The 18,216-nt window shown below is 62.2% G+C and carries 17 protein-coding genes; 13 read left to right on the top strand and 4 right to left on the bottom strand.

Annotated elements, in window-relative coordinates:
- Window positions 1-101: 101 nt before the first annotated feature.
- The 13 genes from ABZ720_RS00940 (at window position 102) to ABZ720_RS00880 (ending at window position 14,561) form a co-directional block, all read left to right on the top strand.
- A complete protein-coding gene (locus ABZ720_RS00940) occupies window positions 102-1,262 on the top strand; it encodes a TauD/TfdA family dioxygenase (protein ID WP_366552855.1) in 1,161 nt (386 codons plus the stop codon).
- A 117-nt stretch (window positions 1,263-1,379) separates the two neighbouring features.
- The gene (rpoZ, locus tag ABZ720_RS00935) at window positions 1,380-1,754 is read left to right on the top strand and encodes a DNA-directed RNA polymerase subunit omega (RefSeq protein WP_366552852.1); all 375 of its coding nucleotides are present in this window, start codon (window positions 1,380-1,382) and stop codon (window positions 1,752-1,754) included.
- Between the two features lie 168 nt (window positions 1,755-1,922).
- Window positions 1,923-4,076, top strand: coding sequence for a RelA/SpoT family protein (locus ABZ720_RS00930; protein WP_366552850.1), 2,154 nt, complete (start codon window positions 1,923-1,925; stop codon window positions 4,074-4,076).
- A gap of 88 nt (window positions 4,077-4,164) precedes the next feature.
- Window positions 4,165-4,746 carry a DUF2062 domain-containing protein gene (locus ABZ720_RS00925; RefSeq protein WP_366552848.1) on the top strand — a complete coding sequence of 194 codons (582 nt, stop codon included), beginning with the start codon at window positions 4,165-4,167 and terminating at the stop codon, window positions 4,744-4,746.
- Window positions 4,747-4,856: 110 nt separating this feature from the next.
- Window positions 4,857-5,600 (top strand): signal peptidase I, encoded by a 744-nt coding sequence (gene lepB / locus ABZ720_RS00920; RefSeq protein WP_366552846.1) that lies wholly within the window; start codon window positions 4,857-4,859, stop codon window positions 5,598-5,600.
- A complete protein-coding gene (rnc, locus tag ABZ720_RS00915; RefSeq protein WP_366552844.1) occupies window positions 5,593-6,330 on the top strand; it encodes a ribonuclease III in 738 nt (245 codons plus the stop codon). Before lepB ends, rnc begins: the two co-directional genes overlap by 8 nt.
- On the top strand, window positions 6,327-7,229 hold the full coding sequence (era, locus tag ABZ720_RS00910; protein WP_366552842.1) for a GTPase Era: 903 nt from the start codon (window positions 6,327-6,329) through the stop codon (window positions 7,227-7,229). Before rnc ends, era begins: the two co-directional genes overlap by 4 nt.
- Window positions 7,230-7,254: 25 nt before the next feature.
- Entirely contained in the window at window positions 7,255-8,004 is a 750-nt protein-coding gene (gene recO / locus ABZ720_RS00905) for a DNA repair protein RecO (protein ID WP_366552840.1), read from the top strand.
- 49 nt (window positions 8,005-8,053) lie between these two features.
- A complete protein-coding gene (gene parC, locus ABZ720_RS00900; protein ID WP_366552838.1) occupies window positions 8,054-10,294 on the top strand; it encodes a DNA topoisomerase IV subunit A in 2,241 nt (746 codons plus the stop codon).
- Window positions 10,295-10,495: 201 nt separating this feature from the next.
- The gene (locus ABZ720_RS00895; protein ID WP_366552836.1) at window positions 10,496-11,032 is read left to right on the top strand and encodes a hypothetical protein; all 537 of its coding nucleotides are present in this window, start codon (window positions 10,496-10,498) and stop codon (window positions 11,030-11,032) included.
- Between the two features lie 118 nt (window positions 11,033-11,150).
- Window positions 11,151-12,248, top strand: coding sequence for an ABC-three component system protein (locus ABZ720_RS00890; RefSeq protein WP_366552834.1), 1,098 nt, complete (start codon window positions 11,151-11,153; stop codon window positions 12,246-12,248).
- Window positions 12,241-12,732: an ABC-three component system middle component 2 gene (locus tag ABZ720_RS00885; protein ID WP_366552832.1), complete on the top strand. Its 492-nt coding sequence runs from the start codon at window positions 12,241-12,243 to the stop codon at window positions 12,730-12,732. The genes ABZ720_RS00890 and ABZ720_RS00885 overlap by 8 nt, the downstream gene beginning before the upstream one ends.
- Window positions 12,729-14,561, top strand: a complete 1,833-nt coding sequence (locus ABZ720_RS00880; protein WP_366552830.1) for a hypothetical protein — start codon at window positions 12,729-12,731, stop codon at window positions 14,559-14,561. The genes ABZ720_RS00885 and ABZ720_RS00880 overlap by 4 nt, the downstream gene beginning before the upstream one ends.
- A 371-nt stretch (window positions 14,562-14,932) precedes the next feature.
- Here ABZ720_RS00880 and ABZ720_RS00875 read toward each other — a convergent pair whose 3' ends face one another.
- From ABZ720_RS00875 to ABZ720_RS00860, 4 genes are read right to left on the bottom strand one after another with little or no spacing between them, the layout of a single operon-like run.
- Complete coding sequence (locus ABZ720_RS00875) at window positions 14,933-15,649, bottom strand: ABC transporter ATP-binding protein (protein WP_366552828.1); 717 nt, start codon at window positions 15,647-15,649, stop codon at window positions 14,933-14,935.
- Window positions 15,649-16,365 (bottom strand): ABC transporter ATP-binding protein, encoded by a 717-nt coding sequence (locus ABZ720_RS00870; protein ID WP_366552826.1) that lies wholly within the window; start codon window positions 16,363-16,365, stop codon window positions 15,649-15,651. The genes ABZ720_RS00875 and ABZ720_RS00870 overlap by 1 nt, the downstream gene beginning before the upstream one ends.
- Window positions 16,343-17,296, bottom strand: a complete 954-nt coding sequence (locus ABZ720_RS00865; RefSeq protein ID WP_366552824.1) for a branched-chain amino acid ABC transporter permease — start codon at window positions 17,294-17,296, stop codon at window positions 16,343-16,345. The genes ABZ720_RS00870 and ABZ720_RS00865 overlap by 23 nt, the downstream gene beginning before the upstream one ends.
- Window positions 17,293-18,177 (bottom strand): branched-chain amino acid ABC transporter permease, encoded by an 885-nt coding sequence (locus tag ABZ720_RS00860; protein ID WP_366552822.1) that lies wholly within the window; start codon window positions 18,175-18,177, stop codon window positions 17,293-17,295. The genes ABZ720_RS00865 and ABZ720_RS00860 overlap by 4 nt, the downstream gene beginning before the upstream one ends.
- Window positions 18,178-18,216 lie beyond the last annotated feature (39 nt).

Genomic DNA, 18,216 nt, shown 5'->3' with positions numbered 1-18,216 from the left:
CGATGTCTTGACCGATACAGCCGGATTCAGTCTGTTTTCGCTAAGAGGGCGCGCGGACTTGGGATAGCGTCCGCGCGTCATCAAGCTGGAGGACACCAAGCATGAGTCTTGCGCAGCAAACCCGGATCGCGCGTGCGGAGAACAGCAACGGCGTGGTTGCACTGACGTGGAGCGATGGCGCGGAGCAGCGGCTCCATCCGATGTGGCTGCGGGAACAGGCTCCGGACGCTGACACGCGCGATCCGATCACCGGCCAACGGCTGCTTGATGCCTGGACTCTGCCACTCGACCTGACTGTCTCATCGGTGCATGTGGACCAGGGGGATGCCTTGGATCTCACCTTCAGCGATGGGCATCGAACTCGCTACGCGGCGGCAGACCTACGCGCAGCGCTTCTGGGGGACAACGCCGAGGGCGCCTTGCTTGCGCCGGGGCAACAGGACTGGCGCGTCGCCGATGACCCCCGCTCGGAAGCCGAGCTTGCGGTGCTCGAGCAGAATCCGGCGGCACTGCTCGAAGCGTTGCAGTCCCTGCATCGTTTCGGCTTTCTATTGGTGCGCGGCCTTCCGGTCGAGATGGAGGGGATCGAAGGCTTTGCCAGGCTCATCGGCCCTTTGCGCGAGACCAACTGGGGGCGACTTGCCGATGTCAAAGCACTGCCGCAGGCCTTTGATCTCACCATGACGCCGCGCGCGCTCGAGGCCCATGCAGACAATCCCTATCGCGAGCCGGTGCCAGGCTACGTCTTGCTTCACTGTCTGGTAAACAACGCCGAGGGAGGTGACTCCACCATCACGGACGGCTTCGCCGCTGCCTTGGCCTTGCGCGAGCGTGATCCGGAGGGTTTTGACACCCTGACCCGCACCCGCCCGAAGTTCCGCTATGTCGACGAAGACACCGTGCTGGAAAGCGAAGGCCCCCTGATCGAACTGGATGCTGCAGGGCGGCTCAAGCAGGTGCGCCTGTCCAATCGCACGGACTGTATCGACGCCTTGGCGCCGGAGGTGCTGGAACATTATTACCGGGCGCGGCGCGCTTTTACCGACATCGTCAACGACGCGGCCTTCCAGCTGCGCTTCAAGCTGCAGCCGGGGGACATGCTGGTGATGGACAACTATCGCCTGCTGCATGGCCGCTCGGCTTATCGGCCCGGAAGCGGGCACCGCCATATGCGGCAGGGTTACATGGACAGGGATGCCGTCACCAGCCGGCGTATGATCCTGGGCAAGATCGTGGTACGCCGCGCAGCGCAGCCCGGGTAGACGACAGTGGACGGCCGCAGAGGTGCTTGCTGCTGCCCTTGAATGGGCCGCGCAGCGCGCCTATAACTAGCGCAAGCGATCGCCCCAAATTTTCAGCCCGGTACCGGAGTAGACACCATGGCGCGCGTCACGGTCGAAGACTGCATTCTTCAGGTTCCCAATCGTTTTGACCTCGTCATGCTCGCAGCCCAGCGTGCGCGTGAGATCTCCTCAGGTGCTCCTCTGACGCTGGATCGGGACAACGACAAGAACCCCGTCGTGGCCCTGCGCGAGATCGCTGAAGAGACGATCGATCGCGAGGCGCTCGAACAGTCCCTCATTTCCGGCCTGCAGCGCCACGTTGAGGTCGACGAGCCGGAAGAGGACGATCTCTCGGAAACGGCTCTGCTCAGCGCGGGCCTCGCCGAGGAGGGCGTGCTTGGTGGTGCGACAGGCAAAAGCATCGAAGCCGAGTACGAGCGTGCCGTTCAGGCCGGCGAAACAGAAGAGTAATTCAAAACGGCGCCTCCCGGCGCCGTTTTTTCTTTCCGAGCATGGTGTCTTGCTGGCTTGCCGCTTGGCAGACAGTGGGCGCATGCTTAAATCCTCAATTGCGGCCGTATCGGTCGGTGTCCTTGCTGACCCGTAAAGGTGAATGGTTGATCCGGGACTAAGTGGTGAATGCTGCGGCAATTCGAACTGGTTGAGCGCGTCAAGTCATACGATCCCGGAGCGGACGAAGACGGGCTGAACCGCGCGTATGTCTACGCGATGAAGATGCACGGCAGCCAGAAGCGCGCATCGGGCGACCCCTACTTTTCCCACCCCATCGAAGTGGCTGGCATTCTCACCGAGCTGAAGCTCGATGGTGAATCGATCATCACTGCGCTGTTGCATGATGTCGTTGAAGACACCGATGGCACCCTGGAAGACATCGAGAGACTGTTCGGCGGCGAGATTGCGCGCCTTGTGGATGGCGTCACCAAGTTGGGCCGTCTGGAGCTGCAATCGGAGCGCAGCAAGCAGGCGGAGAACTTCCGCAAGCTCGTCCTGGCGATGTCGGAAGACATCCGTGTTCTGCTGGTCAAGCTTGCCGACCGGCTGCACAACATGCGCACGCTGCACTTCGTCAAGTCCGAGGACAAACGCAAGCGCATCGCCCGCGAGACCATGGAGATCTATGCGCCCTTGGCCGCGCGCATCGGCCTGGAGCGCTTCAAGAATGAACTCGAGGACCTCGCGTTCGCCGAGCTCAACCCGGATGCCCGAAACTCCATCGTCGCGCGCCTGGATTTTCTCAGCAATCGTGGCGGCGACGTCACCCAGAAGGTTATCGACGAACTAACCCGCGCCCTGGCCGAGGAGGGGATCGAGGGTTGGGTGTCCGGCCGCATCAAGTCGCCCTACTCGATCTGGCGCAAGATGCAGCACCGCAACGTCGGCTTCGAGCAGTTGGCGGATATCATGGCCTTTCGCATCGTCGTGCGCGATCTGACGAACTGCTACCAGGCGCTGGGCGTGCTGCACTCGCGCTATCCCGTGGTGCCCGGCCGCTTCAAGGACTATCTCTCCACCCCCAAGCTGAACGCATACCAATCACTCCACACCGGGCTTATCGGCCCCCTGAAGCAGCGCATTGAGGTGCAGATCCGTACCCAGGCGATGCACGAGATCGCCGAGTTCGGCGTGGCGGCCCATTGGCGTTACAAGCAGGGTCCCGCAGACCATGAGCAGCCGATGGAGGGTCGGCAGTTCCGCTGGATCCGGGCCCTCCTGGATATTCTTGAGCATGCCTCCAATCCCGATGAGTTCCTCGAGCACACCAAGCTTGAGATGTATCAGGATCAGGTCTTCTGCTTCACGCCGAAGGGTGACCTGATCGCGCTGCCCCGTGGGGCCACGCCCATCGACTTCGCCTATGCCGTTCACTCTGAGGTCGGCAACGCCTGCGTGGGCTGCCGGGTCAACGGCCGCATGGTGCCTGTGCGCACGATGCTGCAGAACGGTGATCAGGTGGAGGTCGTAAGTTCCAAGGCACAGCGCCCGTCGCCGGATTGGGAAAACTTCGTCGTCACCGGAAAGGCGAAGGCGGCGATCCGGCGGTTTATCCGACAGGAACAGCGCGAACAGTTTCACGATCTCGGTCGCCAGCTCGTGGACCGCGCATTTCGCCAGGAAGGCTATGACCTGACCGACAAGGGCGTCGCCGGCGTCCTGAAGAAGTTGAAGGCCGACAGTGTCGCTGACGTCTACGTCGGGGTGGGGCAGGGCAACGTCACGGCCCGCGAAGTGCTGGTCTCGGTGTTCCCTGGGGTCAAGGATCAGGACAAGGCCTCCAACAAGATTGTCCCGATCGCCAAGGCGCGCCGGGCCAAGGGCGGCAATCACGCTGTGCCGATCAAGGGCCTGATCCCGGGCATGGCCGTGCACTTCGCGCACTGCTGCCATCCCCTGCCGGGCGACCGGATCGTCGGGATCGTGACCACGGGCAAAGGCGTGACAGTCCACACCATCGACTGCGAAACCCTGCAGTCCTTCCAGGACACGCCGGAGCGCTGGGTCGATCTCGGCTGGGAACGCAGCCACAGCGACGAACCCTTCACCGGCCGCCTGCACCTCGTGGTTTCCAACGAACCAGGCAGTCTTGGTGCTCTGTCGACGGTGATCGGCAAGAACTCAGGCAATATCACCAACTTGAAGATCACGCACCGCTCGCTCGACTTCTTCGAGATGCTCATCGATCTCGAGATTGCCGACGTGCGTCACCTCACCAACGTGATGGCCGCGCTTCGGGCCATGCCGGTGATCTCATCGGTCGAGCGGGCAAGAGGTTGAGCACCGGCGTGTCAGTTCATTCAGGTCAGTGCTGTAGCGTCACCGTCTGTACGATCCTGGTCCCCTTGTCCCTGCACCTGCGAATGTCATGCTATTCAAGCGTCGGAACAAGCAGCCGCTCCTGCACCGACTGAAGGCCGCCGTCTGGCCGAGGCCGGGCTGGCGGCGCAGCGCGCGCTACGCCGCGCATCGTCTCAGCCGTCTGCCGGCCACGCCCTATCGCATCGCGGCCGGGTTTGCCTGCGGCGCGGCCATCTCCTTCACGCCGCTCATCGGCATGCATTTCTTCGGCGGTGCGCTTTTGGCGATGCTGGTCCGGGGCAACGTCCTGGCCTCGGCCTTGGGAACCGCGATCGGCAATCCCTGGACCTTCCCTTTCATCTGGGCCTGGACCTTTGCCTTCGGGCGCTGGCTGGTCGGTCATGCCCGGGAGATCGAGACCCTGCCGCAGCATCTTTCGATGCGCTACATCTTCGACAATCCGAACGAGGTCTTCTTTCCCATGCTCGTCGGTTCGTTGCCGACGGCCATTGTGGTGTGGTTCGGTGTGTTCTTTGCCGTGCAAAGACTTGTCAGCGGCTATCAGCGCGCGCGTCGGTTGCGCCTGTTGCGCAGCAAGCGGCGCGCGAAGGTCTCGCGCTTCCGGCGACGGGGCGAACCGCGAACTTAGACTGCTGCACGTGAGTTCGACACTCTGCGGTTTCAAATTCCCCTTGCAGGGGCTATACCCGCCGTGGCCCTGAAGGCGCGCGGCCGAATGAGGACATCATGGATTCCACTATGTCGGAAAAGAAGAGTGAAGGCGGCGGGATTGGCGAGACCATCCGCACGGTGGTCTATGCGGTCCTCATTGCCATTGTGCTGCGCACCTTTGCCTATGAGCCCTTCTCCATCCCCTCTGGATCCATGCTGCCCACCCTGCTCGTGGGCGATTATCTCTTCGTCTCCAAGTATTCCTACGGCTACAGCCGCTACTCTCTGCCCTGGAACTTGCCGATCATAAATGGCCGTTTCCTGGGCGATGCACCGGAGCGTGGCGATGTCGCGGTCTTCAAGCTGCCGACTGACAACTCCACGGACTATATCAAGCGTATCGTCGGGCTGCCCGGCGACCGCATCCAGGTGGTGGACGGCCTCCTGCACATTAACGGCTCCGCGGTGGACCGTCAGCGTGTCGGGGAAACGGTCATTTCCGCCACGGGGGGCTTTCCCGTGCGTGTGACGGAGTACATCGAAACGCTGCCCAACGGCGTCAGCCACCGTATCTGGGAACGTGGTGATTCGATGCCCTTTGACAACACGCGCGTGTTCGAGGTGCCGTCCGGTCACTACTTCGCCATGGGCGACAATCGCGACAGCAGTCAGGACAGTCGTTCCTCGCAGGTGGGCTTCGTTCCCTTCGAGAACTTGATCGGTCGGGCCGAAGTGGTCTTCTTCTCCCATGACGGCAGTGCACGGTTCTGGGAAGTCTGGAACTGGCCGACCTCCATTCGTTTCAGTCGGATCTTCGATCGCATTGAATAAGCCACGCCCCGCCGGAAGCAGACGCAAGCGCGCGGCCGAGCCGCTGCCCGAGGATCTGCTGACCTTCTCCCAGGGGCTTGGTCACCACTTTCGGGAGCCGGACTTGCTGGTGGAGGCCTTGACTCACGCCAGTACTGACGGTGATCGCTCCTACGAGCGCCTTGAGTTCCTGGGGGACCGGGTGCTGGGATTGCTGGTGGCTGACATGCTCTATCGCCGCTTTGTTGCTGAACCCGAGGGGGCGCTTGCCAAGCGCTATGCTGCGCTGGTTCGCGAGGATACGTTGGCGCAAGTGGCTCATTCGCTGAACCTGGGGTCCCATTTGCGACTTTCATCCAGCGTCGCTGACAGCGGTGGTCGCGACAATCCAGCGATCCTGGCCGACAGCTGTGAAGCCTTGCTGGGTGCGCTTTATCTGGACGGTGGACTGGCCCCCGTACGCCCACTTGTGGAGCGGTTCTGGCAGCCATTGCTGGAGGCTGATCTCAAGCCCCCTCAGGACAACAAGACGGCGCTGCAGGAATGGGCCCAGGGCCGCGGCCTGCCCTTGCCGAACTATCGTGAGGTGGGACGGAGCGGATCGGCCCATGAGCCCGTCTTTTCCGTGCGAGTTTCTATTGACGGGCAGGAGACGGCCGAAGGCAGCGGCCGTTCCAAGCGGGCCGCCGAGCAGGCTGCAGCGGGTGAAATGCTCGAGGGCTTGCGCGGGTCGGAGGAGCCGGAAGCATGACCACGCGCTGCGCCGTGGTGGCCCTGGCCGGGCCGCCCAACGCCGGGAAGTCCACGCTGATAAACCAGGCCGTGGGCGCGAAGGTTTCCATCGTCACGCACAAAGTTCAGACGACGCGCACGCGGGTCCGCGGCATTGCGCTGCAAGGGGACACGCAACTCGTCTTTGTCGATACGCCCGGCATCTTCGTCTCGCCGAAGCGGCGCCTGGAGCGGGCGATGGTGGCGGCTGCCTGGGATGCCACGGAGGATGCCGACCTCGTGGTGGTGCTGCACGATGCGCGCAAGCCCGCCGACGACGAACAGGTTTCGTTGATTCTGGAGGGACTGGCCAAGCGCAAATGCAAGCGCGTGGTGCTGGCGATCAACAAGGTCGATGATGTGCGCCGGGAGTCGCTGCTCGCTCTCGCACAGAACCTGAACGCAGCCTATCCCTTTGAGCGTGTGTTCATGATCTCGGCACTCACCGGCGACGGGGTTGATGACCTTCTAAACTGGCTGGCCGCCCAGGCGCCGGAAGGTCCCTGGCTCTATCCGGAAGACGAGATCTCCGATCTGCCGCAGCGCCTGCTTGCTGCCGAGATCACCCGGGAAAAGCTCTTCCTCCATCTTCACGACGAACTGCCCTATTCGCTCACGGTGGAGACCGAAGCCTGGGAGAGTTTCCGCGATGGCTCGGTGAAGATCACCCAGACGATCTACGTGCAGCGCGAAGCGCACAAGCGCATGGCCATCGGTGCGAAAGGCGCCACTATCCGGAAGATCCGCGAACTGGCTCAGAAGGAGCTGGAGGAGATGCTGGAAACCCGGGTGCACCTCTTCCTGTTCGTGAAGGTGCGCGAGCGCTGGGTGGAGGATCCGGAACGCTACCGCGACTGGGGCCTCGACTATCGCTCCTAGACCGGATGTGTGATGGGCGATCAACGTGATTGAATGGCGCGATGAAGCCTTTGTGCTGGCTGCCCGGCCGCATGGCGAAACGGCCGCCGTGGTACAGCTTCTCACCCGTGAGCACGGGCGCCACGCTGGGCTGTTGCCGGGAGGGCAGGGCAGGCGCCAACGCCCCGTACTGCAGCCGGGTAATGGCGTGGCAGCTTCCTGGCGGGCGCGCCTCGCCGATCACCTTGGCACGCTGACGCTGGAACTCACCGAGGCGCATGCTGCGCACTTTCTCGCCGACGCGTCGCGCCTGGATGCGCTCTCCTCCGCTGCAGCCATAGCGGAAGCGGCCTTGCCGGAACGCGAAGCCCAGCCGGGCGCCTTTGACGGCTTTGCCGCGCTGCTCGCGGCCTTGCGCGACAGTGCTTGGGCCGAGAGCTATGTGCAGTGGGAAGTGCTGATGCTGCGGGCGCTGGGTTTCGGTCTTGACCTCGCGCAGTGTGCCGCGGGCGGCGACAATAACCAATTGGCCTACGTTTCACCGCGCACGGGCAGGGCAGTCTCCCTGGCCGCCGGGGAGCCTTACAAGGAGCGGCTGTTGCCGCTGCCCGGATTCCTCATCGGGCGTGGAGGCGGTGGGCCGCTGGAGGTGGCCCAGGGCCTGCACCTCACGGCGCATTTCCTGGAGAAGCACGTCTTTCATCCTCAGGATCGGCCCTTGCCCGCGGCCAGAGAGCGCCTGGCAAGGCGTTTCGAGCAGCAACCACCCGAGGGTTCCGAGCACAACGGCTTGTGAAGGCCGGGCCCGACTCCTACTGTATCTCGCGAACAGCGAAGGGGAATCCATGAGTTCGCAAGCGCCCTCGGAAACCGGAAGTGTGCGGGAAGTGCGTCTCGTCGAGGCGCTCTCGGATCGTTATCTCGCCTATGCCCTTTCCACCATCATGTCCCGTTCCCTGCCGGATGTACGGGACGGCTTGAAGCCGGTTCATCGGCGGCTGCTCTTTGCGATGCGCCAACTCCGACTCGATCCGGGCGGTCCGTACAAGAAGGCCGCCCGCGTCGTCGGTGACGTAATCGGTAAGTTCCATCCGCACGGGGACCAGTCGATCTACGATGCGCTGGTGCGCCTGGCGCAGGACTTTTCGCTTCGCTACCCCCTGATCGACGGCCAGGGCAACTTCGGCAACATCGATGGCGATAACGCGGCTGCCATGCGTTACACGGAGGCGCGCCTGACCGCCGTTGCGTCCCGGTTGCTGCAAGGCATCGACGAGGACACCATCGACTTCCGGTCGACCTATGACGGCGAGGCGGAAGAACCGGTTGTGTTGCCGGCCGCCTTCCCGAATCTGCTGGCCAACGGCTCGCAAGGTATTGCCGTGGGCATGGCCACGGCCATTCCCCCGCACAATGTCGCGGAGATTAGCAACGCGCTGATCCATCTGATTGACCACCCGGAGAGCGAAACGGCCACCCTGCTGCAGCACATGCCGGGCCCCGATTTCCCCACCGGCGGGGAACTGGTCGAACCCCGGGCCTCGATGCTGGAGGCCTACAGCACCGGCCGCGGTTCGTTCCGGCTGCGCGCGCGCTGGGAGGTCGAACAGCTGAAGGGTGGGCAGTACCAGATCATCGTCACCGAGGTTCCCTATCAGGTGGCAAAGTCGCGCCTGGTGGAACGGATTGCTGATCTGCTGCTTGCCCGCAAGCTCGTGCTTCTGGGCGACGTGCGTGACGAGTCGACCGATGAGGTGCGCCTGGTGCTGGAGCCGCGCAGCCGCAATGTCGATCCCGCCGTGCTGATGGAGTCCCTCTTCCGGCAGAGCGATCTGGAAGTGCGGATTCCGCTCAACATGAACGTGCTGGACGCGGACAACACCCCCCGCGTCATGAGCCTGCCGACGGTCCTGCGTGCCTATCTCGATCACCGTCACGAGGTCTTGCTGCGGCGCACCCGCAATCGCCTGGAGCAGATTGGTCGCCGGCTGGAAGTGCTCGAAGGCTACATCGTCGCCTTTCTCAATCTCGACGAGGTCATTCGCATCATCCGGGAGGAGGACGAGCCCAAGGCCGAGTTGATGCAGGCCTTCGAGCTCAACGATGCGCAGGCCGAGGCTATCCTCAACATGCGTCTGCGCTCGTTGCGCAAGCTGGAGGAGATGGAGCTGCGCCGGGAGCACACCCGTCTCAGCGAGGAGCAGGAGGATCTGAAAGCCCTGCTGGCCGATGAGCCGCGCCGCCTTCGGGTGTTGCGCCAGGAGATGGAAACGCTGCGCGAGGAGTTCGGCCCCGAGACCGCCTTGGGCCGTCGCCGCACGCAGCTCTCAGAGCCGCCGGCCGAGGTCGTCGTGCCCCTGGAGGCCGTGATCGAGCGCGAACCCATCACGGTGTTGCTGTCCGAGAAGGGCTGGATTCGGGCGCTGAAGGGCCACCACGACGACGTTTCCGACGCCAAGCACAAGGACGGGGACCGCGGCCGCTTCGCTCTGAAGGCCCAGACCACCGACAAGATCCTGCTCTTTGCCACCAACGGGCGCTTCTACACGCTGCCGGCCGACAAGCTGCCCGGCGGGCGCGGTTTCGGCGAGCCCGTGCGCTTGATGGTCGATCTGCCCAACGATCAGGATGTGGTCGCGCTGCTGGTGCACAGCCCTGGCGCCCGGCTGCTGCTGGCCTCCAGCGATGGCCGGGGCTTCGTGGTCGCCGAGGACGATGTGCTGGCCCAGACCAAGAACGGCAAGCAGGTGCTCAATCCCGGCAAGGGCGGCGAGGCGGCCGTCTGCCGCCGCCTGACGCCCGAGGACGATCACGTGGCCGTGGTGGGTGAGAACCGCAAGCTGCTGGTGTTCCCCATGACCGAGCTGCCGGAAATGGCGCGCGGACGCGGCGTGATGCTGCAGCGCTACAAGGACGGTGGCCTGTCCGATGCACGAGGCCTGCGCCTGGCGGACGGCTTGTCATGGGCCGCAGCGGGCGGACGGACTCGCACGGAAAGCGATCTCAGCGAATGGCTGGGCCGACGGGCCAGCGCCGGCCGCATGGCGCCCCGCGGCTTTCCGGCCGGGAACCGCTTCGGGGGGTAGAGCGACTTCCTGGCAGCCTGTGCCTGGCAGCGCAGGCTGCCGGCCTCCAAACGGACGGGCAGTCGTGCTGGCGGTTAAGGTGCTTTGCAGGCAAGGAGGCAAGGCCAACCCGCTGAACGGACCGTCACCGCGAGTTATATCCTTTTATGGTTGCGATCCTCCACCCGCGCCGCGAGACTGGCCGCAAGGGGAGGAAGGAACATGGACAGGCCGTCGTTCTTGGAAGGGGGCGAGCAGGCACGGCTGATCCCGGTCGCGGCCGACAGCAACCGTGAGGCGCGTGCCGCCTCGATCCTGCTGGCGACGCTGCTCGCCGTGCCGCCATTCGCGAAGCTGATGCTGGGCCAGCTCGGCCAGCGGATCGGCAGCCGCGCCGCTCTCGACTGCTACACCGAGGTCGTCTTCTGCCGGAACGGTGGCGCCGAGGACGGCTGCCGCCCGGACGGGCTGATTCTGCTCGACGGCGGGCGCGGGCGCCAGTGGTTTCGCCTAGTCGAGGCCAGGATCGGCACAGCACCAGCGTTAGGTGGCACGGGGGCTGGAAGGGGAATGGCAGCTTTCCGAGGCGGAAGGCGAGAAGCTGACCTTCGCTCATACTATCGCGATTTCGTCTCTGGCCTCAATTGTTGTTTGAAAAAAAGTGCCAGCAGGCTGGGGCGGTCTACAGGCTGCACTTGTGGTAGAGACCTCTGGGAAATGCAAAGAGGTTGCTTCTGCCCGCCGCGACAGAAGGACTAAGACTCCTTTCCGCCACCAAGAACGCGGTATTCGAGAAGATTATGGCCAAAGAAATTGATGTTCAATCTACTCGCGGGGCCGAAGACAGTGGTCCATCTAAAATCAAAGAGCAAAGCGCTTGATTAGGGACGACGAACTCAAGGAGATTAAGCCCAAACCTGCAACATGCTCGGCATCGCCGGAGCATGTGAGCAGCGGTGTGCCGATCCCCAAGGTCATGCGCATCCGCACCTTCAGTCCCGACGACTGGGAAGACTTCATCGAAGAGTGGTCGACGAGCCTGTCGGGTGCATACGCCAAAGTCAGGCGTTTCGGTGCATCGGGCGATCTTGGTGTCGATATTGCGGGGTTTACGTCCGAGGGTGGTTTTCAGGGCGTTTGGGACAACTACCAATGCAAGCGCTATGATCATCCCCTGCGTCCTAGCGACGTCTGGGCGGAGATAGGGAAGGTCGTCTACTACTCGTTCAAAAGGGAGTATCGCCCGTCAAGGCAGCACTTTTTCGTGGCCTCGCAGGGTATCGGTACGTCCCTCGAACAACTTCTCAACAAACCAGATACGCTGAAGGCCAAGGCGCGTGAACACTGGGCAAAGCACTGCGAGAAGGGGATCACTTCGACCCAAGAGATTCCCCTTACTGGCGCTCTCGAAACTTACTTCGAGGCTTTTGACTTCAGCACCTTTACCTCAAAGTCTCATGTCGAACTCATCGAGGGCCATAGCACGACTGGCTATCACGCCATCCGGTTCGGTGGAGGATTGCCGCCACGTCCGGACCCAGACAAGCCGCCAGCGACCCCTGCGGAAACAGAAAGCCGTTACATTAGACAGCTCCTTGACGCCTATGGTGATCAGTTGGGGATACCCATGAACGACCCGGTTGCACTCGACGCCCATTTTCCGATAAAGCGCGACTTCCTTAGACAACGAGAGCGCTTCTACCATGCCGAGTCGCTGCGCAATTTCGCGCGTGACACCGTGCCAGAGGGAACATTCGCGGCGCTACAAGATGAGGTTTGCCATGGGGTCATCGATATCTGCGAGTCACATCATCAGGACGGGCTGGAAAGGATGCGCGCAACGCTTACGCAGGCAGCAGCGCTCTCACTCATGGCAAACCCACTCTCGTCTGTGACCAAGAAGCAGGACTGCCAGGGAATCTGTCATCAGTTAGCCAACGAAGATCGATTGACGTGGGTGCCGGACGATGGATAGCGATCACAGACCTACACCATTCAACAGCCCGCTGGAGACCGGCGTCCGGTCGCTGGCGATCTTGCATGCCGCCTTTCCCGCGGCGTTCGATCTTCAGCGTTTGGTTGAGATGGACTATCTGGTGGTGCACTCAGGTGACGCTGGAGGCCCGGAAAGCCTACATGCCCCATTGCCCCTTCGTGCCGGGGAGCTGCTTGTTCGCCGTGGCCTGATTGAAAAGGGCCTGATTTTGATGATGAGCCGTGCCCTCGTTCGAAGATTACCTGCACAAGAAGGGTTCACCTACATAGCCGGTGAGACCGCCGCTCCCTTCATCGCCTCCTTGAGCGACGAATATTCTGTAAACCTGAAAGAGCGCGCTGTATGGGCCGTGCATTGCTTCGCCGACATGCCGACGGATGAGGTGCGCCGATTCACACATCAGTTCTTCGCGCGCTGGGCTAGCCAGTTCCAGTCCGTCCAGCAGCTTGGAGATGGCGCATGAGCGATAGCTATCTCCAACTTCGAAGCATCCGCTTCCGCGGTCCGACGGCCGCGGCGAAGCTGGATTTCGAGTCGGGCGTCAATGTGATTTGCGGTGCTTCCGATACAGGAAAATCGTTTCTGGCCGACTCGATCGACTTCATGTTGGGCGGTTCTTTTCTGGAGGAGATTCCGGAACGAGCAAAGTATGATCAACTCAGACTTTGCCTGGCGGTAATCGGAGACGAAGAGTTCAAATTGCAGCGCTCGACGTCAGGCGGTAGTTTTCAGCTGTTTGATCTGAGCGAAGGCGATGAGGCCAAGCCCACAACGCTCAAACAGAACCACGCGCACGATAAAAAAGACAACCTGTCAGGGTATCTCCTCGACAAGATTGGGCTCCTCGGAAAGCGTATCCTCAAGAGCAAGGCCAAAGGTACAACCCAGAGCCTGAGCTTCAGGAACCTTGCGCGGCTCGTCATCGTCCAAGAAGGCGAAATCCAGCAGACCGGCTCGCCCTTCTGGAGCGGTCAGTACACGACCAAGACCTCCGAGATCGCCACGATCAAACTGCTTTTGACTGGTATCGACGACTCTTCAGTTGTGCCTGACCCCGGTCAGTCTCGCGACAATACCCGCCAAATCGCACTTATTGAGGACCTTCTCTCTGACCTACAGACAGAGATCGAAGACCTCGGCGAAGATAGGGAAGAGCTGGAAGAGCAACTCGAAAGGCTGGAACGCTCAATTGAATCCCGACGCAAAGAGCTTTCTGCTTCACAGAAAGCCCTCGACGAGCTTGTAGGTAAACGCCGAGAACTATTCGAGAAAAATCAGGAAACTTTGGACAGGCTGGATGAAATCAGCGATCTTCTCGCCCGCTTCAGGTTGCTTGCCGACCACTATGATGTCGATCTCAAGAGACTGACGGCCATTCAAGAGAGCGGCTCGATGTTTGCCCACGTCGAGCAGGTGGCTTGTCCTCTTTGCGGCGCAGACCCTGACGCGCAGCACCTCGACGAGACATGCGACGGTGATGCCGAGGCCGTCGTCGCGGCGTCAAAAGCCGAAATCGAAAAGATTGAGCGCCTTCAGGCGGAACTTGGCTCGACTGTCTCGGATTTGAAGGCCGAATCCGAAGAACTCGGGGAGTTTTTGAAGAGCGTTGAAGCCGAGTACGATGCGCTGAATGAAGAAATCCAGTACTCCGTTGGGCCTGACGTTACCGAAGCTCGGGCTTCCTTCTCGGCGCTCATAGAGGAGCGCTCAAGTAGCCAGAAGGCTGCTGATCTGTTTGCGAGATACGACAAGCTCGTCGCCAGAAGGACTGGCGTTCTGGAAGAAGACGACGATCTTGGGTCCCCAAGTTCGGAAGTGACGACCGGTATACCAGAGTCCGTTGCACACGCGTTCTCCTCAAAGGTCTCCGGGATATTGAAGGAGTGGCATTTCCCCGGCCAATGCCATGTGCATTACGACAAGGAATCGTCCGATTTCGTTATCGATGGAAAACCAAGATCGAGCCGCGGTAAAGGCCTTCGAGCGATTACTCATGCTGCAGTTAGTATCGCTTTACTGGAATACTGCCAGTTGAACGGGCTATCCCATCCTGGTTTCGTTGTTCTCGACTCCCCATTGCTCGCCTACTTCAAACCTGAAGGTGACGAAGAAATCGCTCTAAGAGGTACTGACCTGAAAGAGCGCTTTTACGACTACCTCATCGAGCACCACGGTCAGGAGAGCCAAGTCATCATCATTGAGAACCAGCATCCGCCCGAGCGCATCAAAGAGCAGGTGGCTCTGACAGTGTTCACGGGCAATCCCAACACTGGTCGATACGGTCTGCTTTGAATAGTGCACATCACCAGCATTAAAAACAAACAATGGCGGCTTTTAGTGCGCTGAAGTTTGATTCGGAACGACCGACTTGGGGCGCAAATCAGCCGCTGCGCTTAGCATGCAGTCCCCTCTACCGCAGCAGCCTCATCCCTCGGCCCGCCGGCCGTATCCCCAGCGGCACCAGCACCAGCGCGCCGATCAGGGTGGCCATGACGCAGACCGAGAAGGCCGCCGCGTGCTTGGTCGCGCCACGGTCCTTCGGAGAGGGCAGCCACCTGGGTCTGCGGCGTGATCAGAAAGATCGCAGTCGAGTGCGTCACCATCGAGCGCATAAAGAAAACGCCCATCTCCGCAGCAGGGCGCAACCCTGCCTCCGCCTTCCGCTACAGCCCCAGGTAAGCCTTCTTGATCATCGGGTGGCCCTGCAGCTCCGCGGCGGGGCCGTCGAGCACCTGTCGGCCATTCTCCAGCACGTAGGCTCGGTCGCTGACCGCCAGGACCTGCTTTACGTTCTGTTCCACGAGCAGGATCGGCAGGCCGGTCTGCGCCACGCGTCGGATGGATCCCATGACCTCCTTCACGAGGATCGGCGACAGCCCGAGACTGGGCTCGTCCATGATCAGCATCTTGGGGCCTAGCATCAGGGCCCGGCCGATGGCCACCATCTGCTGCTGACCGCCGGACAGTGCGCCCGCCGGCGCCTTCGCATGCGCAGCCAAGTCCGGGAAGAGGCTGTAGACATGCTCCAGTTGGGCATCGCGCTTGGCCCTGGCTTTGGGCAGGTAGGCGCCCAGCATCAGGTTCTCGAGCACGCTCATGTTGGGAAAGAGTTGGCGGCCCATGGGAACGTGAGCGAGGCCGCGCTCCGCCATCTGGTGCGGCTTGGCCCCCGAGACCTCTTCCCCATCGAAGAGAATGCGTCCGCTCCTGGGCCGGATCATGCCGGAGATGGCACGTAGCACGGTCGATTTGCCGCTGCCATTGCCGCCGACCAGCCCCACCAGCTCCCCTTGATCGACATGCAGGGACAAGTCGAAGACGACCGTGAGGTTGCCATAGCCCAAGTCGACCTTCTCGACGCTCAGGATCGGCTGCGGCATCAATCGGTCCCCAGATAGGCTTCGATGACCTGCGGGTCGCTGGTGACCTCCTGGGGCGTACCCTCGGAGATCTTCCGGCCGTTCGCCAGTACGATGACGTGGTGGGACAGCTCGATGATCGCCTCCATGATGTGCTCCACCATCAAGATCGCCAAGCCCTCGTCGCTCAAGGTCCGGACCAGTCCGATCATTTCCCGCAGGGCAGGCGGGTTGAGCCCCGCCATCACCTCGTCGAGAAACAGGACCCGCGGCTGCAGTGCCAGCGCCTTCGCCAGTTCGAGGCGGCGGCGCCGCGCAAGGTTCAGGTCCAGGGCAGGCTGCTCGCTGCGGTCGGCCAGGCCGACGCGCTCCAGCATGGCCATGGCGTGCGCCTCGGCCTCGCGCCGGCGCGGCTGCTTCAGGAAGGCCGCAACCAGCACGTTCTCCAGCACCGTCAGCTCTTCGAAAGGCCGTTCCGTCTGAAAAGTGCGTCCCATGCCGCGCGCCGCACGACGGAAGGGGGGATCGGCGGTGACATCCTCGCCGAAGAAGGTGATGCGACCGGCTTCCATGGGTACAAAGCCGGTAACGGCATTGAACAGCGTTGTCTTGCCCGCCCCGTTCGGGCCGATCAGGCCCAGGATTTCCTTCGGCTTGAGGGACAGGGAGACGTCGTCGACCGCCACCACGCCACCGAAGCGGACCGTTATTCCCTCAGCCTTGAGCGCGTCTGGCATAGCGACTCCGTACGAGGCGGCGGTTGACCTCACCGATGATGCCGCTGGGCAGGAAGAGGATCACCAGGAGGATGAGCACGCCGTAAATCAAGAGGTTGGCTTCGGCAAAGGTCGTGCGGAAGATCTCGCCGGCACTGACGATCAGAACGGCGCCCACGAGCGGCCCCCAGATCGTGCCGCGACCGCCGATGATGGCGGTGAGGGCGATCTGCACGGACAGCAGCAGGAAGAAAAGGATGTGCGGCTCCAGGAAGGACAGCATCATGCCGTAGATGCCACCGCCGATCGCCGTCAGACCGCTGGAGAGAATGAACGCCTTCAGTTTTGTCCGCGTCGGGTCGATCCCCGCCGCCATGGCGGCGCTTTCGTCCTCACGCACGGCTCGGAGCTGGTAACCGAAGCGGCTGCGGGAGATCCCGATGACCGTTGCCAGCACACCCAACGCAAAGGCGAGCGCAAGGTAGTACTGCGTTTCGCGCGCGAAGAGGTCGATGCCGAAGGGTGAGGGCAGGGTGGCGATGAAGACGCCGGTCGCACCGCCCGTCAGCCACTTCTCATTGATCGCGATCAGTCGCAGAACCTCGGCAATCGCAATGGTAGACAGGGTGAAGTAGGGGCCGTGCAGGCGAAAGGTCAGGCCGCCCCAGATGAAGGCCAACGCCATGGCTGCGCCGATTGCGAGCAGGACTGACCACCAGGGCGCAAGCGCGTAGTCGGTGGCACCGATGGCGACGAAGTATGCGCCGATCCCGACGAAGGCAGCGTGCCCAAGGCTTACTTGCCCGGCCCATCCACCCAGGAGGTCCCAAGCCGTGGCCCAGCCGGCGAAGAGCAGGATGGTGATCCCCACGGTCAGCGCGCCGGGCAGGACCGAGGGATAAACCAGGCCGGCTCCCAATAGCACCAGCAGTCCGATCAGGTGTCGAATCATACGCGTTTCACCGAGCGTCCAAACAGCCCTTCTGGCTTGAACAGCAGAATGATCAGGAACACGAGCAGGCCGTAAGCATCACGGTAGGAGGAGGAGATGTAGGCGGCACCCATTACCTCAACCACGCCCAGCAGCAGCCCTCCGGCGACCGCGGCGCCAACCCGCCCGAGACCGCCCAGAACGATGACCACGAAAGCCTTGAGCGTGAGGATGGGACCGGTCGCGGTAGGCGTCGCAAACAACAGCGGAATGAGGGCGACGCCCGCCGTTACGGCCAGCATTGTCCCCAGCCCAAAGACAGCTCCCTGGATCCGGCGCGTGTTGATACCGACCAGTTCCGCCCCCAAGCGATTCTCAGCAGTTGCGCGAATGGCGCGCCCGAACTCCGTTCGGTGCAGTAGATAATAGAGCGTGCCGATTACGATCCCCGTCACCACGCCGGCCAGCAGCAGAATGAGCGAGAGGCGGACGCTGCCGAGGGGGAGAGTCATCGAAGCGTAGCTGACATGCACCGACTTGGACTCGCCGCCGAATGTGAGTAGCAGCGTGTTGCCGATGATCAGTGAGATGCCCAGTGTTGCCAGGAGAGAAGTTTCGTGGGGCTGGTCCACGATCGGCGCCAGGATCACTCTTTCGATCAGCAGCCCGAACAGGAAGCCGGCAGGCATTGCCACCAGCAGCGACAGGTAGGGGTCCCAGCCCAACATCATGTTGAAGGCGAAGGCGATGTACATGCCCAGGACCACGAAATCGCCGTGGGCGAAGTTGATGGTCCGCATGACGCCGAAGATCAGCGTCAGGCCAACGCCGATCATGGCGTAGACGCCGCCGATCAGGACGCCGTTCGATAGGTTCTGCAGAAGTGATACCAGATCAGCCATCGCTCCGCTTTTCTAGACACGTTTCCCCCCCTGGCGCGG

It is taken from the genome of Aquibaculum sediminis (assembly GCF_040712085.1).
GTDB lineage: Bacteria > Pseudomonadota > Alphaproteobacteria > Kiloniellales > DSM-21159 > Aquibaculum > Aquibaculum sediminis.
Note: the sequence above shows the minus strand (reverse complement) of the source record. Positions and strands in the feature narration are given on the sequence as shown.